The 22819-nt window shown below is 64.3% G+C and carries 24 protein-coding genes; 9 read left to right on the plus strand and 15 right to left on the minus strand.

Translation table 11 applies throughout. From position 1 onward, the window contains the following. Window positions 1–45 precede the first annotated feature (45 nt). Window positions 46–1029, minus strand: a complete 984-nt coding sequence (locus R2C4_RS14375) for an NAD(P)H-quinone oxidoreductase (RefSeq protein ID WP_141891171.1) — start codon at window positions 1027–1029, stop codon at window positions 46–48. Window positions 1030–1153: 124 nt separating this feature from the next. Beyond that, the gene (locus tag R2C4_RS14380) at window positions 1154–1855 is read right to left on the minus strand and encodes a COQ9 family protein (RefSeq protein WP_141891172.1); all 702 of its coding nucleotides are present in this window, start codon (window positions 1853–1855) and stop codon (window positions 1154–1156) included. Window positions 1856–1971: 116 nt separating this feature from the next. Between R2C4_RS14380 and rpsU the strand changes: the two genes are divergently transcribed. Beyond that, on the plus strand, window positions 1972–2178 hold the full coding sequence (rpsU, locus tag R2C4_RS14385) for a 30S ribosomal protein S21 (RefSeq protein ID WP_005614280.1): 207 nt from the start codon (window positions 1972–1974) through the stop codon (window positions 2176–2178). A gap of 713 nt (window positions 2179–2891) precedes the next feature. Continuing rightward, complete coding sequence (locus tag R2C4_RS14390; protein WP_141891173.1) at window positions 2892–3935, plus strand: CAP domain-containing protein; 1044 nt, start codon at window positions 2892–2894, stop codon at window positions 3933–3935. 82 nt (window positions 3936–4017) lie between these two features. Here R2C4_RS14390 and ppk2 read toward each other — a convergent pair whose 3' ends face one another. Both ppk2 and R2C4_RS14400 read right to left on the minus strand, forming a co-directional pair. Continuing rightward, window positions 4018–4935: a polyphosphate kinase 2 gene (gene ppk2, locus R2C4_RS14395; protein ID WP_058285059.1), complete on the minus strand. Its 918-nt coding sequence runs from the start codon at window positions 4933–4935 to the stop codon at window positions 4018–4020. Window positions 4936–5268: 333 nt separating this feature from the next. After that, on the minus strand, window positions 5269–5727 hold the full coding sequence (locus R2C4_RS14400) for an Lrp/AsnC family transcriptional regulator (protein WP_058285058.1): 459 nt from the start codon (window positions 5725–5727) through the stop codon (window positions 5269–5271). A gap of 139 nt (window positions 5728–5866) precedes the next feature. Between R2C4_RS14400 and ald the strand changes: the two genes are divergently transcribed. From ald to R2C4_RS14415, 3 genes are all read left to right on the plus strand, one after another. Then, complete coding sequence (gene ald / locus R2C4_RS14405; protein WP_058285057.1) at window positions 5867–6985, plus strand: alanine dehydrogenase; 1119 nt, start codon at window positions 5867–5869, stop codon at window positions 6983–6985. Between the two features lie 288 nt (window positions 6986–7273). Then, entirely contained in the window at window positions 7274–8158 is an 885-nt protein-coding gene (locus R2C4_RS14410; protein WP_141891174.1) for a hypothetical protein, read from the plus strand. Between the two features lie 298 nt (window positions 8159–8456). After that, window positions 8457–9263, plus strand: coding sequence for a mechanosensitive ion channel family protein (locus tag R2C4_RS14415; protein WP_141891175.1), 807 nt, complete (start codon window positions 8457–8459; stop codon window positions 9261–9263). 96 nt (window positions 9264–9359) lie between these two features. Here R2C4_RS14415 and R2C4_RS14420 read toward each other — a convergent pair whose 3' ends face one another. From R2C4_RS14420 to R2C4_RS14440, 5 genes are all read right to left on the minus strand, one after another. Then, on the minus strand, window positions 9360–9896 hold the full coding sequence (locus tag R2C4_RS14420; protein ID WP_141891176.1) for a hypothetical protein: 537 nt from the start codon (window positions 9894–9896) through the stop codon (window positions 9360–9362). Window positions 9897–10140: 244 nt separating this feature from the next. After that, window positions 10141–10671: a GNAT family N-acetyltransferase gene (locus R2C4_RS14425; protein WP_141891177.1), complete on the minus strand. Its 531-nt coding sequence runs from the start codon at window positions 10669–10671 to the stop codon at window positions 10141–10143. Then, the gene (locus R2C4_RS14430; protein ID WP_141891178.1) at window positions 10668–11117 is read right to left on the minus strand and encodes a YtoQ family protein; all 450 of its coding nucleotides are present in this window, start codon (window positions 11115–11117) and stop codon (window positions 10668–10670) included. Before R2C4_RS14430 ends, R2C4_RS14425 begins: the two co-directional genes overlap by 4 nt. Next, window positions 11108–11770, minus strand: a complete 663-nt coding sequence (locus tag R2C4_RS14435) for a phosphoribosyltransferase (RefSeq protein ID WP_141891179.1) — start codon at window positions 11768–11770, stop codon at window positions 11108–11110. The genes R2C4_RS14430 and R2C4_RS14435 overlap by 10 nt, the downstream gene beginning before the upstream one ends. A 51-nt stretch (window positions 11771–11821) precedes the next feature. Next, window positions 11822–12457, minus strand: coding sequence for a class I SAM-dependent methyltransferase (locus R2C4_RS14440; RefSeq protein WP_141891180.1), 636 nt, complete (start codon window positions 12455–12457; stop codon window positions 11822–11824). 87 nt (window positions 12458–12544) lie between these two features. Here R2C4_RS14440 and R2C4_RS14445 point away from each other — a divergent pair, with 87 nt between their 5' ends. Further along, window positions 12545–13423 carry a LysR family transcriptional regulator gene (locus tag R2C4_RS14445; protein ID WP_141891181.1) on the plus strand — a complete coding sequence of 293 codons (879 nt, stop codon included), beginning with the start codon at window positions 12545–12547 and terminating at the stop codon, window positions 13421–13423. Between the two features lie 90 nt (window positions 13424–13513). Here R2C4_RS14445 and pheT read toward each other — a convergent pair whose 3' ends face one another. The 3 genes from pheT to pheS all read right to left on the minus strand — a co-directional run bounded on the left by pheT (window position 13514) and on the right by pheS (window position 17777). Further along, a complete protein-coding gene (gene pheT / locus R2C4_RS14450; protein WP_141891182.1) occupies window positions 13514–15910 on the minus strand; it encodes a phenylalanine--tRNA ligase subunit beta in 2397 nt (798 codons plus the stop codon). A 369-nt stretch (window positions 15911–16279) separates the two neighbouring features. Beyond that, window positions 16280–16630: a DUF2513 domain-containing protein gene (locus tag R2C4_RS14455; RefSeq protein ID WP_058285047.1), complete on the minus strand. Its 351-nt coding sequence runs from the start codon at window positions 16628–16630 to the stop codon at window positions 16280–16282. A 73-nt stretch (window positions 16631–16703) separates the two neighbouring features. Continuing rightward, entirely contained in the window at window positions 16704–17777 is a 1074-nt protein-coding gene (gene pheS / locus R2C4_RS14460) for a phenylalanine--tRNA ligase subunit alpha (RefSeq protein WP_141891183.1), read from the minus strand. Between the two features lie 182 nt (window positions 17778–17959). Between pheS and R2C4_RS14465 the strand changes: the two genes are divergently transcribed. Beyond that, complete coding sequence (locus R2C4_RS14465) at window positions 17960–18595, plus strand: DUF1326 domain-containing protein (protein ID WP_141891184.1); 636 nt, start codon at window positions 17960–17962, stop codon at window positions 18593–18595. A gap of 6 nt (window positions 18596–18601) precedes the next feature. On the opposite strand, the gene R2C4_RS14470 is transcribed toward R2C4_RS14465, so the two are convergent. Further along, window positions 18602–19366, minus strand: coding sequence for a MauE/DoxX family redox-associated membrane protein (locus tag R2C4_RS14470; protein WP_141891185.1), 765 nt, complete (start codon window positions 19364–19366; stop codon window positions 18602–18604). Between the two features lie 311 nt (window positions 19367–19677). Between R2C4_RS14470 and R2C4_RS14475 the strand changes: the two genes are divergently transcribed. Together R2C4_RS14475 and R2C4_RS14480 are read left to right on the plus strand one after the other, a co-directional pair. Beyond that, window positions 19678–20724, plus strand: coding sequence for a PAS domain-containing sensor histidine kinase (locus R2C4_RS14475; protein ID WP_244940734.1), 1047 nt, complete (start codon window positions 19678–19680; stop codon window positions 20722–20724). A 145-nt stretch (window positions 20725–20869) separates the two neighbouring features. Then, complete coding sequence (locus R2C4_RS14480; protein WP_141891186.1) at window positions 20870–21871, plus strand: hypothetical protein; 1002 nt, start codon at window positions 20870–20872, stop codon at window positions 21869–21871. 88 nt (window positions 21872–21959) lie between these two features. On the opposite strand, the gene rplT is transcribed toward R2C4_RS14480, so the two are convergent. After that, on the minus strand, window positions 21960–22325 hold the full coding sequence (gene rplT / locus R2C4_RS14485; RefSeq protein WP_008557989.1) for a 50S ribosomal protein L20: 366 nt from the start codon (window positions 22323–22325) through the stop codon (window positions 21960–21962). 15 nt (window positions 22326–22340) lie between these two features. Then, entirely contained in the window at window positions 22341–22541 is a 201-nt protein-coding gene (gene rpmI / locus R2C4_RS14490; protein ID WP_008557770.1) for a 50S ribosomal protein L35, read from the minus strand. Window positions 22542–22819 lie beyond the last annotated feature (278 nt).

A 22819-nucleotide genomic window follows, 5' to 3' on the forward strand; every position in this document is an offset into this window, starting at 1 on the left:
AAAGGGCCGGCGGATCTGCCGGCCCTTTCGCGTGCCCCCAAGGCATCACCCGGCTTTCAAAACGATCTTGCCGATATGGCCGGAGCTTTCCATCCGGGCGTGCGCCGCGGCCGCGTCCTCCAGCGCAAACTCGCTGTCCATCACCGGCGCCACCTTGCCAGCCTCAATGAGCGGCCAGACCGCCTCGCGCAGATCCTGCGCAATCCGCGCCTTGGCCAGGTCGCTTTGCGGCCTGAGCGTCGAGCCGGTCAGCGTCAGCCGCTTCACCATCATCAGGGCAAAGTTCAGCTCCACCTTCGGCCCTTGCAGAAAGGCAATCTGCACCAGCCGCCCGTCCTCGGCCATGGCCTTGACGTTGCGCGGAATGTAATCGCCGCCGACCATGTCCAGCACCAGATCGGCACCGCCCGCGCTTTGCATCACCTTGACGAAATCCTCGTCGCGGTAGTTGATCGCGCGCTCGGCGCCCAGGTCCAGGCAGGCCTGGCACTTTTCATCCGAACCGGCCGTGGCAAACACCCGCGCCCCGAACTCCCGCGCCAGCTGGATCGCGGTGGTGCCGATCCCGGACGAGCCGCCATGCACCAGGAACCGCTCGCCCGCCTTCAGGCCGCCGCGGGTGAAGACATTGGACCAGACGGTAAAGAAGGTCTCCGGCAGGCAGGCCGCCCGTTTCAGGTCCAGCCCCTCCGGGACGGCCAGGCAATGCGCCGCAGGCGTCGCCACATATTCCGCATATCCGCCGCCGGGCAGCAGCGCACAGACCTGATCGCCTTCGCTGATACCGCTAACGCCCGCGCCCACGGCCACCACCTCGCCCGAGGCTTCCAGCCCCGGCAGGTCGCTGGCGCCCTTGGGCGGATCATAGGCGCCCGCGCGCTGCAGCGCGTCGGGGCGGTTCACCCCGGCATAGGCCACCTTGATCACCACCTCGCCATGCCCCGCCTGCGGCACCGGGCGTTCACACAGCTGCAGCACCTCCGGTCCTCCGGGCTTGCTGATCTCCACGGCGCGCATCATCTCTGTCATCGGAAATATCCTCCTGATCCTTGCCCCTTGCCTAGCACCCGCCCGGGCATGCGCAAACAGCAAAGGCGCCGCAGCCGGCGCGCTTTGCGGACAGGTCCGTCCGGCCAGTCAACCTGTGTCCGGCTCAGCGCCGCGGGGTCAGCGACCCCGGCAGATCATCACGGTCTTTCGGCGGCTTGATCTGCTCCGCCAGCCAGTTCGGCCCCACCAGGAACGGCTTCAGCAGCGGGTTCTTCTGCAGCCCCGCTTTAAGCTTCTCGAAATCCATCACATTGTCGATGCGCCGGTCCAGGAAATCCCAGGTTGCCTGGTGGTTCAGGCTGTCGTCGCCCAGCCAGTAGAGCACCGTGGCGGAATAGACCCCGGCCAGCGAGGCGCGCTTGGTGTACCAGTTCAGATCGTCCGAGCCGTCGCCCAGCGCCTCCCAGATCAGGTCGCAGGTGTTCCAGATCGCCTTGACCCCGTCGCCGGCATACTGCGGCAGCGTCAGCAGCGTGGTGCCGCGGCGCACCGCCTCCTTGTCGTCAACCGCCTCCAGCCTGAAGCGCACCGCCGCCGCCACCTTGTCACGGAACCGCAGGCCGGACAGATCCTCGGCCTCCAGCCGTTCCAGCATCCGCGAATCGCCGCGCGCGTGATAGGCCAGCGCCAGATCCACTCCGCCGCGCGGGCAGACCGCATGGGCCAGCACCTCCGGCACATCCGCGTCCTGGCAGGCGGCGCGGAACGTCACCTCCGTCCAGCCGTCAAACGGCACATGCAACAGTGCCGCATCCAGCAGTTTTTCCCTGATATCGCCCTGCGCGTGATCCTGGTCTTCGGTCATCTCACCCTCCAGCTGGCAGTGTTCTGACACCCTACTAGACAAAATAAGCGCGCTTTGCTATACGGCCACTTCCTGCAAATCCTTGCAACTCAACTTAGAAAGGTGGTGAAAACCACATGCAGGTTAGTGTTCGCGACAACAACGTCGATCAGGCGCTTCGTGCCCTGAAGAAAAAGCTGCAGCGTGAAGGCGTCTTCCGCGAAATGAAGCTCAAGCAACATTTCGAGAAGCCGTCCGAGAAAAAAGCGCGCGAGAAAGCTGAAGCGATCCGCCGTGCCCGTAAACTGGCACGCAAGAAAGCCCAGCGCGAAGGTCTGCTGTAAGCATACCTTGCTCTCCAGCTTTGGACAGCACTACGGCGGTCCCCGGACCTGCCGGAACATAAGATCAGACGACCCCCGCGGCCCCGCCCGGGGGTTTGTCATTTGTACCGGCTGCACGCACGGCCCGCGCAATTTGCAGCACACGCAAAAATCGTGAGATATTTTGAATTACATCTTTAGGGTGTATTTCTTCTTTCCGTTCTGCTATACAGGGACTGCGGCCGGGCAAGTCTGATGCGTTTCCCTAACTTTGCTCCCGCCGCCCGGGCCTGGAACACCCGGAACTCTGAAACCCGGGGCAGGCTGCGTCCCCCCCTTAATACCGGCGCCCGTCTTGGTCCCTGCAAACAAGGCACGCCTCTCCGGGTTTCCATAGATGCCGGGCGCCGCCAGCTTCCCCCGCCGGCGCCCGGCCTTCCTGTTCCCTCCGCTGGAAAATCCCCCTCTGCTCGGCCGCCTGGCAGCCATAGGCCGAATCCCTTTCCGCACCCTGCCCCTCCCCGCCCCCGTCCGGCGGCGGGATGGCGCCTGTGGCGGATGCGGACCGCTGGCCAGTGCTTCGCGCGCAGGTTTCCGCGTATCGCGCCCCACGCTTCGGGCAGAGCTTTGCCGCAAACCCGCCTCTGCCCCCTGCCGCCCTTTCAGGCCTCTGGTTTTCCGTTAACCGGTTGGCGCACCGCCGCACAGCCGGCACACTCACGGAGCAGTACACGATGTCACAGGCAAGCGAACTCGAGCGCCAGATGCTCGACCTGATCAACGCTGAGCGCACTTCGCGCGGGCTCAATCCAGTGCAGCTGGAGCTGCGCCTCAACGATTCGTCGGAAGACCACAGCGAGTGGATGCTGCAGCAGGATGTGTTCTCCCACACCGGCGCTGGCGGCTCCAGCGCGGGCGACCGGATGAAGGACGCAGGCTTTGTCTTTTCCGGCAGCTGGACCTGGGCCGAAAACATCGCCTGGCAAAGCGAGCGCGGCGCCGCCGGTCTCGCCGATGACGTTGTCGACCTGCACAATTCGCTGATGAACAGCCCCGGCCACCGCGCCAACATCCTGAATGGCAATGTCGAGGTGATCGGCATCGGCATCGAGCAGGGCAGCTTCAACGGCTGGGACGCCGTCATGGTCACCCAGAACTTCGCCAAGACCAGCGCGCCGCTGCAGCTCGACAGCGGCAATTCCGGCGGCGGGTCCGGCGGCAGCACCGGCACCGGCGCCACCGCCGGCGATGACATCCTGACCCTCAGCAGCGCAGGCAGCCTGGACGGTCTGGGCGGCAATGACACCCTGACCGGCAGCGGCGGCCGCGACAGCCTCAGCGGCAACGACGGCCGCGACAAGCTGCTTGGCCGGGCCGGCAGCGACGGCCTGGACGGCGGTGCCGGCAACGACGTTCTGCGCGGCGGCGGCGGCGCGGACGACCTGAACGGCGGCGGCGGCAGGGACAAGCTGATTGGCGGCAGCGGCTCCGACACTCTGGACGGCGGTTCGGGCAATGACCGGCTGACCGGCAAAAGCGGCGCTGACATCTTTGTCTTCAGCAGCGGCAACGACACGGTCACCGATTTCAACCCGAATGCCAGCGGCGAGCGCATCGACCTGGGCGCGGCGGATGGCATCACCAGCTACTCCGACCTGATGAACAGCCACGCCAAACAGACTGCAAACGGCCTGCTGATCACCGACACCGGCGGCGACAGCATGCTGCTGGCAGGCATCACCTCCCAAGACCTCAGCGCAGGCGACTTCCTGTTCTGATCCCCACCGGGCAAACCGCGAAAGGGCGCGCTGCGGCGCGCCCTTTTTCATGTGCGGGCTGCGGCGCCCGGGGCTTCAAGCCTCAATAGATTTTCGGCACGTACAGCTCATCCGGCAGCACCTGGCGCTCGTAATCCGGATTGTACTTGCGGTCCGGCAGCACCACCTTCTCGCCCGGCACCTCCTCATAAGGGATCTTGGTCAGCAGGTGCTCGATGCAGTTCAGCCGCTCGCGCTTCTTGTCGTTGCCCTCGACGATATACCAGGGCGCCTCGGGGATGTTGGTGCGCTTGAACATCTCCTCCTTGGCCTTGGTGTACTGCTCCCAGCGGATCCGGCTCTCCAGATCCATCGGCGACAGCTTCCACTGTTTCATCGGGTCGTGAATGCGCATCATGAACCGCAGCTGCTGCTCCTCGTCGGTGATCGAGAACCAGTATTTCAGCAGGATGACGCCCGACCGCACCAGCATCCTCTCGAATTCTGGAACGTCCTGAAAGAACTGCTCGACCTGGTCGTCGCTGGCAAAGCCCATCACCCGCTCGACGCCCGCGCGGTTGTACCAGGAGCGGTCGAACAGCACGATCTCGCCGCCCGCAGGCAGATGCGGCACGTAGCGCTGGAAATACCATTGGCTCTGCTCGCGGCGGTTCGGGGCCGGCAGCGCCACCACCCGCGCCACCCGCGGGTCCAGCCGCTGGGTGATCCGCTTGATCACCCCGCCCTTGCCGGCCGCATCGCGGCCCTCGAACAGAATGCAGACCTTGGCGCCGGTGTGCTGCACCCAGTCCTGCACCTTGATCAGCTCCGCCTGCAGCCGCAGGAGGTTACGGAAATAGACCTGCCGGTCGAGCATCTCCGGGTGCTGCTCACGATAAATCTTGCGGATCTCCTGGCTCAGCATCGGCTCGGAGAACTCGATCTCGATATCCTCGTCCAGCGTGTCCTGCAGCTCCGCTTCCAGCCAGTCCAGGGATGCGGTTTCAAATTCGCGGGTCACGGGCAGGGTTCCTTCCTTGTCAGGTGGTGCAAACGCCGCCTTTTACCGGCAGCATGTGAATGTTTGATGTCATCCCGCCGGAACAGCCGCGGAATACCTGGCTGCGCGCAACGGAAAACCATCTGCCGGCTGCGCCCCCGGACCGGAGACCGCGTGCCGGCAGCTTCCTTTAAGGCAACCGGAAATTCCGTCCGGATTCAAGCCCAAAGCCCAGGCGCGCCCGCGCAACCGGCTGGAACAGCTACTGCCGCCGTCCACCGCTGGCGCGGATGGCGCGCTGGGGGTGCACAGAGGGTGTACAGGAGGTGCACGCAAATCACCCCCGCCAGCGCCTCAGACCGGCAGTGCCGTGGTCTTGAACACGGTGCGCAGCGCAAAGCTCGACTGCATCTGCGCCACCCCTGGCAGGCGCGCCAGATGCTGGCGGTGGATGCGGGCGAAATCCTCGGTGTTTTCCGCCACCACCTTCAGGATGTAATCCGCCGTCCCCGCCATCAGATGGCACTCCAGCACATCCGGGATTCTGGACACCGCCTTTTCAAACGCGTCCAGCACCTCATCCGCCTGGCCAGACAGGGTGATCTCGACAAACACCGTCGACGGCACATTCATCTTGCGCGCATCCAGCAGCGCGACATAATCGCGGATATACCCCTCCGCCTCCAGCCGCTGCACCCGCCGGTGGCAGGCCGAAGCAGACAGGTTCACCCGCTCCGACAGGTCCGCGTTGGAGATGCGTCCCTGCTTTTGAAGTACCGAGAGTATGCGACGATCTGTTTCGTCCAGCGGCATTATGCGAAGATCCTTGCTGTGTTCGGCCATATTACGCGAAGAATCTTCGAAAGGCATGTTTTTAATCCGCCCAAAAAAGCAGCACATTCCGGGCTGCCTGCGGCATTATGACCGCAGAGAGTTTTGAGGAGATACTCAGATGAAAATCGGCTGCCCCACCGAAATCAAACCGCAGGAATTCCGCGTCGGCATGACCCCGGACGCCGCCCGCGAGGCCGTCCTGCGCGGCCATGAGGTTGTGATCCAGCAAGGCGCAGGCCTGGGCGCAGGCTTCACCGACGAGGATTATGTCTCTGCCGGTGCGGCGATCCTGGACACCGCCGAGGAAATCTTTGCCACCGCCGACATGATCGTCAAGGTGAAGGAGCCGCAGGCGGTTGAGCGCAAGATGCTGCGCGAAAACCAGCTGCTGTTCACTTACCTGCACCTGGCACCCGATCCGGAGCAGACCAAGGACCTGCTGGAAAGCGGCTGTACTGCAATTGCTTACGAGACCGTCACCGACGACCGCGGCGGCCTGCCGCTGCTGGCGCCGATGTCGGAAGTGGCCGGCCGCCTGGCCCCGCAGGTTGGCGCCTATACCCTGCAAAAGGCCAACGGCGGCCGCGGCGTGCTGATGGGCGGCGTCCCCGGTGTGGCCCCGGCCAAGGTTGTGGTGATCGGCGGCGGCGTCGTCGGCACCCACGCAGCCAAGATTGCGGCCGGCATGGGCGCGGATGTCACCATCCTCGACCGCTCGCTGACCCGCCTGAAGTACCTGGATGACGTCTTCGGCCGCTCCTTCAAGAACCAGTACTCCACCGCCGGCGCCACTGCCGAGCTGGTCCGCGACGCCGATATGGTGATCGGTGCGGTTCTGGTTCCCGGTGCGGCTGCGCCGAAACTGGTGTCCCGCGCACAGCTGTCCGAGATGAAGCCGGGCGCGGTTCTGGTGGACGTTGCCATCGACCAGGGCGGCTGCTTCGAGACCTCCAAGGCGACCACCCACGCCGACCCGATCTATGAGGTCGACGGCATCATGCACTACTGCGTGGCCAACATGCCGGGCGCCGTGGCGCGCACCTCGACCCAGGCCCTGGGCAATGCGACCCTGCCCTTCATGCTGAACCTGGCCAACAAGGGCTGGCGCCAGGCGTGCGAGGACGACCCGCATCTGCTGAACGGCCTGAACGTGCACGCTGGCCAGCTGACCTACTACGCGGTCGGCGAAGCCCTGGGTCTGGACGTGCTGTCGCCGAAACTGGCGCTGAAGCAGTAAGGCCTAGGCCCGCAAGCACTGTGAAAATGGGAAAGCCCCGCCCAACCGGCGGGGCTTTTGCTTATCTGGACGTCCAGCGCGTCACCCGCAGGCAGCCGTGCACCCGGCCCAGCCGCTGTTCACCTATTGGAGACAATCGGTAAAATCTGTTCCCGGCTGAGCGGTTTTTAGCCCCCGCAAATTTTGTTAAAAATAAGGCGAATTTGTGAAAATGCGGCATTTCTGAACAGCAACGGCCGGCAGGGCAAGGCCGCTCAGCCATTTCCGGTCATGAGTGAAAGCACCCCTATGCCTGAAACTTCAAAGATCTTTACCTATGTGGTGGAGGGCCTCTCCTACACCGTCACCGTTTACGAGGAGAACGGTGAATTCTTTGCCGATATCGCGGTCGATGAAGGCGCCATGGACGTGAACGCGGTCTACTTCGGCGATGACGACTTCTCCGGCTCCAGCGAATCCCTGGGCGGCCCGCTGAATATGAACGGCGCCAGACTGGACGGCGAAAAGGTGCAGTGGGACGAAGCCACCGAACTCAGCAGCCCCGGCCTAGGCCCGGAAGGAGAAACCAAGGAAACCTACTTGCAGGCCGGGGATACGATGACGGTTGCCCTGGACATCGAAGACCTGGATGAAATCGACGTTTTCGGCATCCGAGCCACCTCAACGACCACCGGCGCAGGTTCGATCAAGGCCGTCAGCAGCGACCCCGAGGAGCCGGAGGAGCCGGAAGATCCCGTCTATGGGAAGGTTTTCTTCGGGGAGGTGTTTTCCGAAACCGGCGAGCCGCTTGGGGGCACCTACATTCTGGACGAAGAACCCGATCCGAACCCCTACAGCGTGCCTGCGCTTCCCGAGGGAACCGAGCCCACCTTTGAAAACTACCTGTCTTATTACCTGTCGGATGAGATGGGCGGCAATCTGGCCGCGGTGGAGGGCGTCGTCTTTTACGGCCCTGGCGAGGACGGCTCCCAGGGGGAGCTGTTCCGCATTGCAGCGCCGGAGGGCGGCTTCGCGGACGCCGATGCGCTGTTGGCGGCCTATGACGATGCGCTCAGCGGCATCGAAGATCTGTCCGGACAGAACCTGATGGCAGCGCTGAGCCTGGACGATTATGCCATGCCGGAGCCGGAAACCGCTGAGGAAATGGGCGCGGACGAGTTCGACCTGGTCTGACCAGCGCCCGGCCTGTTCCCCGCCCGCCGCTTCTGTTTCCAGACGGGGCATTCTCTGCCGCACCAGAAAGTCCCCGCCCAACCGGCGGGGCTTTTTAATGTGCTTTAGGGCGCAGTCAGGCACCCGCAGAAACCGCCCCCTCCGCCGCCAGCCCTTGCACCGCGCTGGCAGCGCTTCACGCCTCCCGCGTCAGTTGAGCCTTCACCGCCCGAACTTTCCCCGCTGCGCCCTATTGCCACAGCCCGGCTCTTCCTCGACAGTCCGGCGCAATGAATGACAGCGCGGAGGGACAGCGCAGATGGAACAGATGATGCAAGAGGCAGGCGCCTATTGGCCCCTGATGGTGAGCGGCGCCAAGGCGCTGGTGGTGCTGATCCTCGGCTGGATTGCCACCGGCTGGATCAGCAGCGTGGTGCGGCGGCGGATCAACAACACGCCGCAGATCGACCCGACGCTAGGCAATTTTGCCGCCAGCGCGGTGCGCTGGGTGCTGCTGCTGGTGGTGCTGGTCGCCATCCTCAACATCTTCGGGATCGAGGCCACCAGCCTGGTCGCCATGCTGGGCGCCGCCACTTTGGCGATCGGTCTGGCGCTGCAGGGCACGCTCAGCGATCTGGCCGCGGGGGTCATGCTGATCCTGTTCCGCCCCTACAAGATCGGCCAGTTTGTCGACATCGGCGGCACCTCGGGCACCGTGAAGGATCTGAACCTTTTCGTGACCGAGCTGGCGACGCCGGACAACGTGCAGATCATCGTTCCCAACGGCAAGGCCTGGGGCGCGATCATCACCAACTTCTCGCATCACCCCACCCGCCGCGCCGATCTGGTGTTCGGCATCGACTACGGCGACAGCGCCGAGGCGGCCAAGGCGATCATCCTGGAGCAGGCGAACGCCGACGCCCGGGTGCTGCAGGACCCCGCACCCTGGGTCCGGGTCACCAATCTGGGCGACAGCTCCGTCGATCTGACCGCACGGCTCTGGTGCAAGGCCGAGGATTACTGGGAGCTGAAGTTTGCCCTGATGCAGGGCGTGAAAGAGGCGTTTGACGCCAAGGGCATCTCGATCCCCTACCCGCACACAGTGGAAGTCAAAAAGGAAGGCTGAAGCCCTCCCGCCCGTCTTCGGCCCCTGCGGGCCTCATCCCGTTGGGCCCGGCGCCCCGCCTGCGGCGGGGCGTTCTGCGTTGCGGCAGCGGCCGGCTCAGCGCGCCCGGGCGGCGGTGGCGGCACTCGCGGCGGCCTGGCGCGCCCGCGCCGCACGGCCCCGCTCCAGCCGCCTGTCCTGCGGCTGTTCGGGCGGCCAGCCGCAGACCACCGTGCTCCCGTCCAGATCGGTAAAGGCCCATTGCGCGGCCAGCAGCTGGTAGCTCTTGACCTCCCAGCCGGAGGCATCGGGTTCGAACCGCAGCCGCCAGGTGCCGCGCACCTGGACCGGCAGCCGCAGCTGCTGAATACGGACCATCGCGTCATGCCCGGTCATCGCCGCGCGCACCCCCTGCGCCCGCAGTTTCTTCATCCGCTCCACCAGCGCTGCCGCTTCACGCATCCGGCGGCCGGCAAATACCACTTCAATCTCAGTCCCCGGCCGGACGATCCCCGTCACCACCAGATCGCGGCGGTTGTTGCGGCTGAACACCGGCACCAGCTCCACCGGAACGTCGCGCACCTCGCGCTTGAACAGGCCCGCATCCTCAATCTGCGGGGTGATTTGCGAGGGGGGTCTGCGGCGGTTCGTCATGGCATATCCCGGCATCGCCCGGTTAAGCGAGCGGCTGCCCTGTCAACTGTCTGGTGTCTTTTCCATCACCCTAGGCCACCGCGCTTAACGAAGCGTTGAATGACCGCAAAAAGGGAAAACCGCCGTAAAAACCCAGCGGCGCCCGAGCGGGCGGGCCACCGCCGCGCCGCGCAAAGCGCGGCGCCCCGACCAACGCTGCATGGCGCTTCCTTCGAAGCGCCTTCAGGGGCGGGAGACCCCCGCCTCAGACGCGCGCGACCGGCCGTTTCATGACCAGCGCCGGGGCGTCCTTGTACACCGCTTCGCCTGCAGGGGTGTATCCCAGCTTGCGCGCCACCCGCTGGGACGCCGCGTGAGAGGGATCAAGGATACAGGCGGTCTCCGCCCAATCCGTGGCCTCCGCCGCCCACTGATGCATACGGCGCACCGCTTCGGTTGCCAGCCCCCGGCCCTGCATCTGCGGCGCCAGCACCCAGCCCGCTTCGGGGATGCCGTCCAGCGGCGGCTCCATCGCGCGCCGGAAATCGGCAAATCCCGCCTCGCCGATGAACTTGCCACTGCCGCGCAGGGTCACCGCCCAATAGCCATAGCCCAGCGCCTGCCAATGGCCGATGTAGCGCAGCAGCCGGGTCCAGCTTTCCTGCAGGGTCGAGGGCTGGCCTGAAATGAACCTTACCACTTCCGGCTCCGCCCAGAGCGCCGCGACGGCAGCAAAATCCTGCACCCGATGCGGGCGCAGGACCAGCCGCTCCGTCTCCAGAACCGGACAGCTCATCCAGGCAGGGTGCCGGTCAGCACATAGCGCAGGATTTCGACCACCTGGCGCGGCTCCTCTGCCACCGCCAGCGCCGCCGCGTGGACTTCCTTCAGCGCGTGCTGATGCTCCGGGGGGCTCAGCACAATCACGGATTTGCCCAGGGCAGCGGCATAGCCCGCGTCAAAGGCCGCATTCCACTGCTTGTACTTGTCGCCGAACCGCACCACGACCACATCGGCGTCCGAGATCCCCTTGCGGGTGCGGATCGCATTCACCATCGCGCCCTTGTGGTCGTGCCAGTACTTGTTCTCCTCAGACCCAAGGATGGCCACGCCGCAATCGTCGCTGGCATCGTGATCGGTGACCGGCGCGCTGAAGCTCACCTCCAGCCCTTGTGCGCCATCGATGATCTGCTCCCGCCAATCGGTGTGAATCTCGCCCGAAAGATATACCTTCAATACCACGTCTTGTCCTTTCCTGCGCCAGCCTGCGGGGCCGCAGCCAAGGCAGCCGTGACCTCATCATCACTGGTCTGTGCAAAATCCCTGTAATGCGCGCCGACCGCCCAGAATTCCCTGGGGCTCAGCAGGCAGACCACAGTATCCACCAGCGGGCGCAGTTCGTCCACCGCTTCCGGCGGCGCCACCGGCACCGCCAGGATCACCTCTGCAGGCTTGCGTTCCTTGAGCCAGAAATGCGCCGCCATGAAGGTCGCGCCGGTGGCGATGCCGTCATCCACCACGATAACGGTGCGGCCCTCCAGATCCACAGGGTCGCGCCCCTGCAAATAGCTGGCGCGGCGGGCGGCATTTTCCTTGCGCGCCTCGGCAACCTGAGAGACAAAATCCTCCGGCTTCATGCCCATGGCCTGCAGCAGGGCGTCGTTGAAAATGGGTTTGCTGCCCTCCGCCAGCGCGCCGGCCGCCAGCTCCGGGTTGGCGGGCATACCGATCTTGCGGATCAGGATCAGGTCCAGGGGTGCGTTCAGTTTCTGCGCAATGGGCAGCGCCACGGGGACCCCGCCCCGCGGCAGCGCCAGCACCACGGGGTCTTGCATCTCCAGTTCAGCCAGTCTCTCGGCCAGCTGAAGCCCGGCAGTGATCCGGTCCTCAAACATCCGGGACGCCTCCACCCCGTAACCTAGCGCGCCGGCGCAAAAGGCAACGCCTCAGCGGCGCCGCGCCACCAGGTAGCGCCCGGGCGTGTCCGCCGGGTAGTTGCCGGTCTCGATGATCTCAAAGCCTGCGCGCTGCACTGCTGCCTCCAGCGTGCGGATATCCAGGAAATCCACATGGCCGGGCGCCTTGCCTGCCAGCCGCATCAGCGGAATCGCAATGCTGTACATCCAGTACTTCCAGGACCCCCGCGCCTCGCCCAGGCAGGGTGTCTTGGATATGAACAGTCCGCCCGCGGGCAGTTTGGCCGCGATCGAGGCCAGCGCCGCCTCCAGATCCGGCAGCAGATGCAGCAGGTTGAAGGCCATCACCGCATCAAACGGCCCCTCCGGCGCGTCCAGCACGCCGCAGCAGCGGAAATCCACATTTGCTGCCGCCGCATTCCAGGCCCGTTCCCGCCCCACCTTCAGCATCCCCTCAGACAGGTCGGTGGCAGTGATCTCAGCCGCGCTGGCGGCCAGCGCAATCGCGGTGGAGCCAGTGCCGCAGCCCAGCTCCAGCACCCTGTCGCTGCCTTTCAGGTAAGACCGGGTCCGCTCCAGCGTGTAGCGGTAGGCATCGAGGTCCCGGATCGGGGCATTGGCGTATTTCGGGGCGATTCTGTCCCAAAAGCGGGCATCGGCTGTCATGGCGGCTCTCCTTGCTGACCCTGAGCCTATCCATGCAAGGACCACAGAGAAATTGCCGAAATCCGCAAGGTTGTTATACATATTTGCATGGAAAACCCAGACTGGAACCATATTCGCGCGTTTCTGGCCACTGCCGAGACGGGATCGCTGTCCGCAGCCGCGCGCCAGCTTGGCCTCACCCAGCCGACACTCTCGCGCCAGGTCGCGGCGCTGGAGGCGGAACTGGGCGTGCTGCTGTTTGAACGCCTCGGCCGTGCCCTGGCGCTGACCAAAGCCGGGCACGAGCTGCTGTCCCACAGCCGCAAGATGGGCGAGGCCGCGAACGGTCTGACCCTGGCCGCCTCCGGCCAGGCGCAGTCCATCGAGGGCACGGTGCGGATCACCGCCTCGGATGTGATGTCGGCACATGTGCTGCCGCCGGTGCTGCACCAGCTGCGCCAGCGAGCGCCGAAGCTCACCATCGACGTGGTGGCCGCCAACGATATCCGCGACCTGATGCGGCGCGAGGCGGACATTGCCATCCGCCATGTCCGCCCCGATCAGCCCGAGCTGATCGCCCGCCTGGTGCAGGAGGCCACCGGGCATTTCTATGCTGCCAAAAGCTATCTGAACCGGCGCGGCCGACCAGCGTCCTTCGCGGAGCTGGGGACCCATGATTTCGTCGGATTCGGCGATACGGAGCGGATGATTGGTTATCTGGACCCGATGGGTATCCCGGTCACGGCGGAGAACTTCCGCATCGGTTCCAACAGCGGCCTGGTGGCCTGGGAACTGGTCCGGCAGGGGTTCGGCATCACCCCGATGTCGGACGAGGTCGCCGCCGCCGCGCCAGAGGTGGAGCGGCTGCTGCCCGGCAGCGATGCAATCACCTTCCCGGTCTGGCTGACCACCCACCGCGAGCTGCATACCAGCCGCCGGATCCGGCTGGTGTTCGACCTGCTGGCGGAGTTCTTTGCGGCCAGGTGAAACGGAAAAGGCAGCGCCCCAACGGGTGCGCTGCCCAATAGTTTTCCCAAAACTTTTGCCAAGACTTTTCAAAAAGTCTTGGGCCCGCCGTCACCCCCGCAGGGTGCCGCCGGTGGCCTTGGTGACCTTGGCGATGATCTTCTCGCTCACCGCCTCGATATCTTTTTCCTTCAGCGTCTGGTCGCTGGGCTGCAGCCGCACGGTGATCGCCAGTGACTTCTTGCCCTCACCCAGGGAGCCGCCGATGAATTCGTCAAAGACGCGCACATCCTCGATCAGCGCCTTGTCGGCACCGGCAGCGGCATTGACCAGCGTCAGCGCCTCGACATCCGCATCGACCACAAAGGCGAAGTCCCGCTCCACCGCCTGCAGGTCGCTGATCGCCAGCGCCGGGCGGGTGGCGCCGGATTTGCGCGGCAGCGGCACCTCATCCGGGAAGATGGTGAAGGCCACGGCCGCACCCTTGATCCCCATCTCTTTCAGCACCTTCGGATGCAGCTCGCCAAAGACGCCGAGGGTCTTCTTCGGACCCAGGCAGATGCGGCCATGGCGGCCCGGGTGCCACCAGGCAGCACCGTCTCGCAGGATCTGAACCTTGGCCGGAGCGCCGATGGCCGCCAGAACCGCCTCGGCATCCGCCTTGGCATCATAAAGGTCCACCGCCCGCGAGGCACCATGCACGTCTTTGGGTCCGGTGCGCCCGACCAGCAGGCCCGCGATCTGATTGACCTGCTCGCCCGGCTCGCCGCCGGTAAAGGCAGGCCCTGCCTCAAACAGCGCCAGATCCATGAATCCGCGCGCCTGATTGCGGGCCGCAGCCTGCAAGAGGCCCGCCAGCAGGTCCGGACGCATGTGCGACATCTCGGAAGAGATCGGATTGGCCAGCATGGTGGCATCATCGCCGCCGCCGAACAGCGCCGCCGAGGCCTTGTCGATGAAGCTGTAGCTGACGATCTCGTTGTAGCCGAGGCTGGCGCAAGTGCGGCGCGCCATCTGCTGGCGGCGCTGCTGCGGCGTCATCACCGGCTTCGGAATCCCGTCGGTCAGCCGCGGCAGGGGCTTGCCCTGCAGCTTGGTCAGCGAGGCGATGCGGGCGACCTCTTCCACCAGGTCAGCTTCGCCCTGCACATCCGGCCGCCAGCTGGGCACATGCGCCATGTTGCCCTCCAGGCGGAAGCCCAGGCGGGTCAGGGTCTGGCGCTGGTCGCTTTCCGGGATCTCCATCCCCACCAGTGACTGCACCCGGCCGCTGTCCAGCTTATAGGCGCGCGAATGATCCGGCACGTCGCCGGCAATCACCATCTCTGACGGCTCGCCGCCGCAGATATCCAAGATCATCTGGGTCGCCCGGTGCAGGCCCTCAATGGTGTATTCCGGATCCACACCGCGCTCGAACCGGTAGCGCGCGTCGGAGTTGATCTTGAGCGCCCGGCCCGCCATCGCGATCTGCACGTGATCCCAGAACGCGCTCTCCAGGAACACATCCACGGTGTCTTCGGTGCAGCCGGTCGCGGCGCCGCCCATGATGCCGCCGATGCTCTCCACGCCGTTTTCGTCGGAGATCACCATATGGCCCGCGCCCAGGGTGTATTCCTTCTCATCCAGCGCCACCAGCGTCTCGCCGCCCTGGGCGCGGTGCACCCGCAGGCTGCCGGACACTTTGACCGCATCGAACACATGCAGCGGGCGGTTCTGGTCGAAGGTGAAGAAGTTGGTCACGTCCACCAGCGCCGAGATCGGGCGCAGGCCGATCGCCGTCAGCCGGTCCTGCAGCCACTGCGGGCTGGGGCCGTTCTTCACCCCCTTGATCACCCGGCCGGCAAACAGCGGGCAGCCGTCCAGGGTGTCTTCGTCGATGGTGACCTTGATCGGGCTGTCGAAATCGCCCGGGATCGCCTCGAACGCGCGGGTCTTCAGGGTGCCGAGACCGCGCGCCGCCAGATCGCGGGCGATGCCATAGACGCCCAGCGCATCGGGACGGTTCGGAGTGATCGCAATCTCGATCACCGGGTCGACTTTGGCCGGATCGTTCTCCGCCAGCCAGTCCACGAACTTGTCGCCGACCGCGCCCGAGGGCAGCTCAATGATGCCGTCATGCTCCTCCGACAGCTCCAGCTCGCGCTCGGAGGCCATCATGCCAAAGCTCTCGATGCCGCGGATCTTGCCGACGCCGATGGTGATATCCAGGCCCGGAACATACATGCCCGGCTTGCAGACCACCACGGTGATGCCTTCCCGCGCATTCGGCGCGCCGCAGATGATCTGCAGCTCGCCCTCGTCGGTGTCCACCTTGCAGACCCGCAGCTTGTCGGCATCCGGGTGCTTCTCAGCATGTTTCACATAGCCGAGGGTAAAATCCTTCAGCACATCGGCCGGATTGACGACCCCTTCGACCTCAAGGCCCAGATCGGTCAGGGCGTCGGTGATCTCCTCCACCGAGGCGTCGGTGTCGAGGTGGTCTTTCAGCCAGGAAAGCGTGAATTTCATCGGTCGGGGACCCCTTGGCAGACATGCGTGTTTGACCTGAGGCAATGGCAAAGAATGCGCCAAGGTTCAAGGGTTCAGCGCTGGGGGAATCAAGGATGGCGCTCAGTGAGGTGGAAAAGCCCGTACCGGGGGAGCGTGGAGCCGCGCCATCGCCTGACCGCGGGGAGGCGAACGACGGTGGTGTCTGGCAGTTTATGCCGGCCCAGTCCGTAGAACTTCAAGCTGATGTGCCTGCGTCACCAAATCGCCTGCCCGTGCGGGCGGTCAGGCGATGGCGCGGCGGCCTCTCGGCCTTGATTCCGCGCTGGGGGGGGCGGGTCGGGCGCGATGCGGGGCTGCGCCCTGAGTTTTAAAAATTGGCTCTCGCCTCTAAAAGGTGATGCCCAGCTTTTCTGACGCTTCTTGCTTTAGATATGCAAAAGCCAAATCACGCATCATTCCCAATGTCATGCCGCCAACTTTTGCCGCCCCATCCTTTGTCTTTTGCCAAACCGTATCGCTTCTGATGGCTTCAATATAGTCGTGCCCCATGTTTGTAAGCCTGAAGCCGGTTTCAGAAACTTGCGTAACCAGCCCAGCGTCTGACAGCAAAGACACATGATGGTTCCTCTCGATTTGCTCCTGCGGCATGCTGAGAAACTTCCGAAAATGCAGCACCCCAGATTGATCCGCCTCAAACTCAAATAGCATCTCTCGCAACAAGTCATCATTGCGCTTCATAAGTAACTCCTAAATGCAAAAGGCCCGCCAAAAGAGGCGAGCCTAGCTACTTAGTTTGCAACCTCAAGCAATTTCACCTGCTCAAACCGCCATGCAGCGCCGGCATGTCCAGGCTCTGGAAGCCGTAGTGGCGCAGCCAGCGCAGGTCGCTGTCGAAGAAGGCGCGCAAGTCCGGGATGCCGTATTTCAGCATCGCCAGGCGGTCGATGCCGATGCCGAAGGCAAAGCCCTGGTAGATCTCCGGGTCGATGCCGCCGGCCGCGATCACCTTGGGATGCACCATGCCGGAGCCGAGGATCTCCATCCAGTCGTCGCCTTCGCCGATCTTCAGCGCACCGCCCTCCCAGGAGCAGCGGATGTCCACCTCTGCCGACGGCTCGGTGAAGGGGAAGTGGGAGGCGCGGAAGCGCAGCTCGACGCCGTCCACCTCGAAGAAGGATTTGACGAACTCCTCCAGCACCCACTTGAGGTTCGCCATCGAGATGTCCTTGTCCAGCGCCAGGCCTTCGACCTGGTGGAACATCGGCGTGTGGGTCTGGTCATAGTCGGCGCGGTAGACGCCGCCCGGGCAGATGATGCGCAGCGGCGCGCCCATCTTTTCCATCGAGCGGATCTGAACCGGCGAGGTATGGGTGCGCAGCACATGCGGCGGGCGGTTGTCGCCTTCGGCGCGGTGCATGTAAAACGTGTCCATTTCGGCGCGCGCCGGGTGGTGTCCGGGGATGTTCAGCGCATCGAAATTGTACCAGTCGGTGTCGATCCGCGGCCCTTCGGCGACGGAGAAGCCGAGTTCGGCGAAGATCGCGGTGATCTCTTCCTGCACCTGACTGACCGGATGCAGGCTGCCCTGGCGGGAGGGGCGCGACGGCAGGGTAACATCCAGCCATTCGGTGCGCAGGCGCTCATCCAGCGCGGCATCTTCCAGCCCGGCTTTCTTGGCCGCCAGGGCGGAGTTGATCTCATCCTTCAGCGCGTTCAGCGCCGGGCCGGCCGCCTGGCGCTCCTCCGGGGTCATCTTGCCCAGCTCGCGCATCTTCAGCGCCACTTCGCCCTTCTTGCCGACGGCGGCAAGACGGATCGCCTCCAGCGCCGCCTCGTCGGCGGCCTCTGCAATCTGACCCAGGTATTTGGCTTTAAGATCGTCCATCACGGCCCCTCGAATTCTGCTTGTGTCCTGCTACCACAAGAGCGGCTGAAAGCAAGAGGGCGGCGGCGGAAGGCGCGCGGCTGTGTCGCCGCCCTGCGCCGGGCCGGTTCCCGGCCTGAATTGATGCCCGTTTTGTGATACACTCCGCGCACATCTTATCAGCTGCACCGGAGGACACAGCCATGGCACATGCGGATTGGTACATCGAAGGCCGCAGCTTCGGGAACTGCAACTGCAACTATGGCTGCCCCTGCCAGTTCGAGGATCTGCCCACCCACGGGCATTGCACCGGGTTCGAGGTGATCCATATCGACAAGGGCCATTTCGAGGAAACGGACCTCACAGGCACCCGCGCCACCCTGCTCTACGCCTGGCCCGGGCCGATCTTCGAAGGCAAGGGCGCCTTGCAGGCGATCATTGACGACCGCGCGTCGGACGCTCAGCGCGCGGCGCTTGAGACCGTGCTTCTGGGCGGCGAAACGGAGGAGGAAGCCACCCATTGGTGGGTGTTCCGCGCCATGTGCGACACCGTGCATGAGACGCTGATCAAGCGGATCGACTACGAGGCCGACATCGAAAACCGCACCGCCACGGTGGAGATCGAGGGGCTGCTCAGCGCCTCAGGCCGCCCGATCCAGGCCCCGCATGGCGGCGGCGAGCACCGGGTCCGCATCGACATCCCCGGCGGCATCGAGTTCACCCTGGCCGAGATCGGCAGCGCCTCCAGCAAATCCACCGCGGCGATCAAACTGGATCTGGACGACACCTACGGCCAATGGGCCATCATCCGCCACGGCCCGCACGGGATCGCAGCCTAGGCGCCCTCAGCTCAGCAGCATCCAGGCGCCCATGCCCGCCATCATCAGGTTCTCGGTAAGCGAGACAAAGCCCAGAGGCACCGCGCTGCTGCCGCCCATGCAGGCGCATTTCAGCTCCCGCTTGTCGATATAGACCGCCTTGAAGACCGACACCGCGCCAACCGTGCCGATCACCAGCGCCAGCGGCGCCGCCAGCCAGATCAGCACGCCCGCCAGCATCAGAAGGCCCGCCACCCCTTCGGCAAAGGGGTAGACATAGGCGTAAGGAACAAACCGGCGGGCCAACAGGTCATAGTTCAGGAACATGCTGGAAAAGCTCTCCACATCGCGCAGTTTCTGCAGCGCCAGCAAGCACATGGAAACGGCGACAAACCACTGCAGCGTCCGGCCTGCGCCTAACGCGTCAAAGGCGGCCCACTGCGCTGCCAGTGCGATCCCCAGCGCCATCGCAAACAGCGCAATCACCGGCACATAGGTGGTCTCCCCCTCAGCACGGACCGGAATGCCGAAATGGGCGCGCAGGTCCTCATAACCGCCAATCCGCTCGCCGCCGATATAGGTCTGCGGCGTTGTTTCGACCCCCGCCTGCTCCTGAAAGCGCTCAACCTCCTCGCGGGTGGTCAGCCGGTGGTCCTCGACCTCATACCCCTTCCAGCGCAGCAGCGCCCTGGACTTCAGCCCGTAGGGGCACAGATGGCCCGGCATATCCATCCGGTAGAGTGCTGCTGTCTTCTGTGCGGCATCGCTGTGCGCGGGGTCTGCGGCGGTCATTGCGTGCTCCTGTTCCGGTCCCGGCCAATGGGTTGTCGTCACTGGCTCAACGCCGCACCCCTGCCCCAAAGTTCCGCCTGACCTCCGCTGGCCCGCAAACAGCAGCAGGGCAGCACCTTTGGGCTCCGGCACCGCCTCCCTGCCCCAGCCGGCGCCCGCTTCCGCCCCCTGTGGCACCAGGCCTAGCGGCCAGGCGTGGCAGCGGAGGATCAAAGGCGGCATTTTGGCTGCCAGACCGGCATGTTAGCACTTGCAAGGCGGGGGTTTGCATGCGCACGGTAAACGGCACCTTGCAAAATGGATGTACCGCCATGCCGACGCACCTGGACCGGAGCACCTTGACCTGGAAGGTCACCCCCGACCTTCTCGGCGTCGTTGACGCTTCCGGTGTCTTCACCGACACCAACCCCGCCTGGTTCACCACGCTGGGCCTGCTGCCCGAGGAAATCGAAAGCCGCCAGTTCTTCCACTTCGTGCACCCGGACGACATCTCCCGGACAGAGGCTGCGTTCGAGCGCGTCAAGCACGGCCATCCGGTTCTGCAATTCGAAAACCGCTACCGGCACAAGGACGGCTCCTACCGCTGGCTGTCCTGGAACGCGGTGCCGGAAGGGAGCCGTTATTTCTGCAGCGCCCGTGACATCACCCGCGCCAAGGAGAACGAAGCCAACCTTGCCACCCGCGAGCAGGAGGCCCGTTTCCGCGAGCAGTTCATCGCGGTCCTGGGCCATGACCTGCGCAACCCGCTGTCGGCCGTCGGCGCGGCGCTGCGGCTCTTGGAAAACGAACCGCAATCCGCCAAGGCGCTGGAGATCCTGGCCCTGGGCCGCCAGTCCGTCACCCGCATGTCGTCGCTGATCAACGACATTCTCGATTTTGCCCGCGCCCGCCTGGGCAACGGCATTGAGATCGAGCGCGCCCGCAAGTCAGAGCTGCGGCCGGTGCTGAGCCAGACCGTGGAGGAAATCCGGCTGGCCAATCCGGGCACGCCGCTGCGTGAAGAGTACAGCTTCCAGGATCCGCTCGACTGCGACCCGGAGCGCATGGCCCAGCTGGTTTCGAACCTGCTGTCGAATGCGGTGACGCATGGCACTCCAGGCAAACCGGTGACGGTGGCCGCGCGCGACGACGGCGGCGATTTTCTTCTGTCCGTCACCAACGCCGGCGTGCCGATCCCTGCGGAAACCATGGATCGCTTGTTTGAGCCGTTCACCCGCGCCGAGATGCGGGACTCGCAGAACGGGCTGGGACTGGGGCTGTTCATCGCCCAGCAGATCGCCAAGGGCCACGGCGGCCTGCTGACGGCGCAATCGGACGATGAGCAAACCGTTTTCACCCTGCGCCTGCCCAGAGGCTGACCTGCACCAATCAGTTTTTGACTGAATTTCCACGCGCCCCTAGCCGGTTGCGTGTTTTAAGCAATTTAAAAGCATCATCTTAAAGACGAATCCAGATGGCAATGCGCAATCTCTGATTGTTCACTATTCATTGAAAGGGTTTGCAATGGACGGCGCATTCAGCAAGGAACTTCCGGTTTTTTCCCAGAACGAAATCAAGGAGCTCAAAGAGAGCGGCGGCAAGATCGTCAAGCACCACATGGGCGGCGGCGGCGGCGGCCGGTTCGACCCTGTTTCCCTGCGCGAGTTGCGCCTCAAAACCGGCACTCTGATTGACGCCATTTTCCTCAACGGCGATCGTCACGGCGGCGAGGGTGGTGGTATGGGCGACTCGGTCACTCTGTCGCCAGATATTCTCGTCCAGGATATCGGCTACGACATACGAGACAGCTTTCTCAGCGGGCTCAAGTTCTATTTTACAGACGGCACAACACTTCAAGGCGGCATCCTGAATGACGAAAAACTGCTGTCCGCGGAACTGGGCTGTTCCCGGGAGGACCTGCTTGTGATCGCCCTGGGCGGCAGCAGCGGGAACTTCCTCGATTCACTCGATGCCGTTTGCGTGGTGGGCTACAGCAGCAACACGGTCCTTGCCCGGAACGTCACCGCCATTGTTGGAGCGATCACCCCCGGTATGGAGCTCACCGAATATACCGAAATTGCATCCCGCAAAACGGAATCCTACGAACGCGCGCTGTCCCAGACCCACAGCGTGACAACCAGCGCCTCCGTTTCCGGCACCTATTACGTCACCGCCTCGGTGGAAACCGAATACGCTTACAAGTGGTCCTCCCAAACCACGATCGGCCGGGACTTTGAAGAAGTGCTCGCAAACAAGACAACCCAGAAGATCAGCGTGCCAGAGAACGCCTGGGCCTATCTGGAAGTCACCCGCGGCGACATTATCTCACCCGATGGGAACCCCGAAAAAAGCGTGTTCATTCCGTCCGGCAATAACGCAATCAACTACCGCCTGGTCGACGAGCAATCATTCACCAACCTGGCTGGGTACTATGATCTGAACGGCTATTGCGCAAATCTGCCCGCCGACCGCGTGTCAACACGGCGGGACGAAACCACGGGGCTGATGATCGTGGAATGCAACTGAGACTGCGCCGCCGCTGACAGCGCCCGCCAATAAAAAAGGCCGCTCCAAACCGGAGCGGCCTTTTCTGAATTCAGATCCGTCTGGTGCCTTAGGCTGCCAGCGCGTCCTGTGCCTGGCGCACGATCGCACCGAAGGCTTCGGGCTCGTGCACGGCCAGGTCGGCCAGAACCTTACGGTCCACTTCGATGCCGGCCAGGGTCAGGCCGTTGATGAAGCGGGAGTAGGTCAGCGCTTCGTCGTGCGAACGCACAGCCGCGTTGATCCGCTGGATCCACAGCGCGCGGAAGTTGCGCTTGCGGTTCTTACGGTCGCGGGTTGCGTACTGGTTCGCCTTGTCGACGGCCTGACGGGCAACCTTGAAGGTATTCTTGCGGCGGCCGTAGTAACCTTTGGCTGCCTTGATGACCTTCTTGTGACGGGCGTGAGTCGTGGTACCACCTTTAACGCGGGACATATCTCAGATCTCCTCTTAGCGGTCGTAGGGCATGAAGCCCTTGACGATCTTTGCGTCGGGGGCCGACAGAACCGTGGTGCCGCGGGCGTCACGGATGAATTTCTTGGTGCGTTTGATCATGCCGTGGCGCTTGCCGGCCTGACCTGCGATGACCTTGCCGGTCGCAGTCACCTTAAAGCGCTTCTTGGCGCTCGATTTTGTCTTCATCTTGGGCATTTCCGTCTCCTTCAATGCGGGTTCGCTAGACGCGCGACTCGGCATGCCTCGACGGCCGGCCGCGCGGAACAGAGCTGCCCTTTAAGCAAACCTCACCCGGGGGGCAAGCGGAATCTCTGGAATTAGCGCCGAGGACCCCGGAAAAACGCCCCAGGCCAGTCTTTCCCGGCATCCCAGCCGGGCTTTGCCGCCCAGGCATAGGTGAGCAGTTGGGCGCCGCCCGCGCAAGGCGGCAGCACCGGGGGCGCAACGCCCCCGGCAATCAGCCCGCTAAGCGG

It is taken from the genome of Leisingera aquaemixtae (genome assembly GCF_006740765.1).
Taxonomy (GTDB): Bacteria; Pseudomonadota; Alphaproteobacteria; order Rhodobacterales; family Rhodobacteraceae; genus Leisingera; species Leisingera aquaemixtae.

Coding starts and splice junctions, on each gene's coding strand:
- R2C4_RS14420 (WP_141891176.1), bottom strand. CDS start 9,896: ATGACGAACCGCCGCAGACCCCCCTCGCAAATCACCCCGCAGATTGAG.
- R2C4_RS14480 (WP_141891186.1), top strand. CDS start 20,870: ATGGACGGCGCATTCAGCAAGGAACTTCCGGTTTTTTCCCAGAACGAA.
- pheT (WP_141891182.1), bottom strand. CDS start 15,910: ATGAAATTCACGCTTTCCTGGCTGAAAGACCACCTCGACACCGACGCC.
- rplT (WP_008557989.1), bottom strand. CDS start 22,325: ATGTCCCGCGTTAAAGGTGGTACCACGACTCACGCCCGTCACAAGAAG.
- R2C4_RS14470 (WP_141891185.1), bottom strand. CDS start 19,366: ATGACCGCCGCAGACCCCGCGCACAGCGATGCCGCACAGAAGACAGCA.
- R2C4_RS14435 (WP_141891179.1), bottom strand. CDS start 11,770: ATGTTTGAGGACCGGATCACTGCCGGGCTTCAGCTGGCCGAGAGACTG.
- R2C4_RS14475 (WP_244940734.1), top strand. CDS start 19,678: ATGCCGACGCACCTGGACCGGAGCACCTTGACCTGGAAGGTCACCCCC.
- R2C4_RS14445 (WP_141891181.1), top strand. CDS start 12,545: ATGGAAAACCCAGACTGGAACCATATTCGCGCGTTTCTGGCCACTGCC.
- R2C4_RS14455 (WP_058285047.1), bottom strand. CDS start 16,630: ATGAAGCGCAATGATGACTTGTTGCGAGAGATGCTATTTGAGTTTGAG.
- rpsU (WP_005614280.1), top strand. CDS start 1,972: ATGCAGGTTAGTGTTCGCGACAACAACGTCGATCAGGCGCTTCGTGCC.
- R2C4_RS14425 (WP_141891177.1), bottom strand. CDS start 10,671: ATGAGCTGTCCGGTTCTGGAGACGGAGCGGCTGGTCCTGCGCCCGCAT.
- R2C4_RS14375 (WP_141891171.1), bottom strand. CDS start 1,029: ATGACAGAGATGATGCGCGCCGTGGAGATCAGCAAGCCCGGAGGACCG.
- ald (WP_058285057.1), top strand. CDS start 5,867: ATGAAAATCGGCTGCCCCACCGAAATCAAACCGCAGGAATTCCGCGTC.
- rpmI (WP_008557770.1), bottom strand. CDS start 22,541: ATGCCCAAGATGAAGACAAAATCGAGCGCCAAGAAGCGCTTTAAGGTG.
- R2C4_RS14415 (WP_141891175.1), top strand. CDS start 8,457: ATGGAACAGATGATGCAAGAGGCAGGCGCCTATTGGCCCCTGATGGTG.
- R2C4_RS14390 (WP_141891173.1), top strand. CDS start 2,892: ATGTCACAGGCAAGCGAACTCGAGCGCCAGATGCTCGACCTGATCAAC.
- pheS (WP_141891183.1), bottom strand. CDS start 17,777: ATGGACGATCTTAAAGCCAAATACCTGGGTCAGATTGCAGAGGCCGCC.
- R2C4_RS14440 (WP_141891180.1), bottom strand. CDS start 12,457: ATGACAGCCGATGCCCGCTTTTGGGACAGAATCGCCCCGAAATACGCC.
- R2C4_RS14465 (WP_141891184.1), top strand. CDS start 17,960: ATGGCACATGCGGATTGGTACATCGAAGGCCGCAGCTTCGGGAACTGC.
- R2C4_RS14410 (WP_141891174.1), top strand. CDS start 7,274: ATGCCTGAAACTTCAAAGATCTTTACCTATGTGGTGGAGGGCCTCTCC.
- R2C4_RS14400 (WP_058285058.1), bottom strand. CDS start 5,727: ATGCCGCTGGACGAAACAGATCGTCGCATACTCTCGGTACTTCAAAAG.
- R2C4_RS14380 (WP_141891172.1), bottom strand. CDS start 1,855: ATGACCGAAGACCAGGATCACGCGCAGGGCGATATCAGGGAAAAACTG.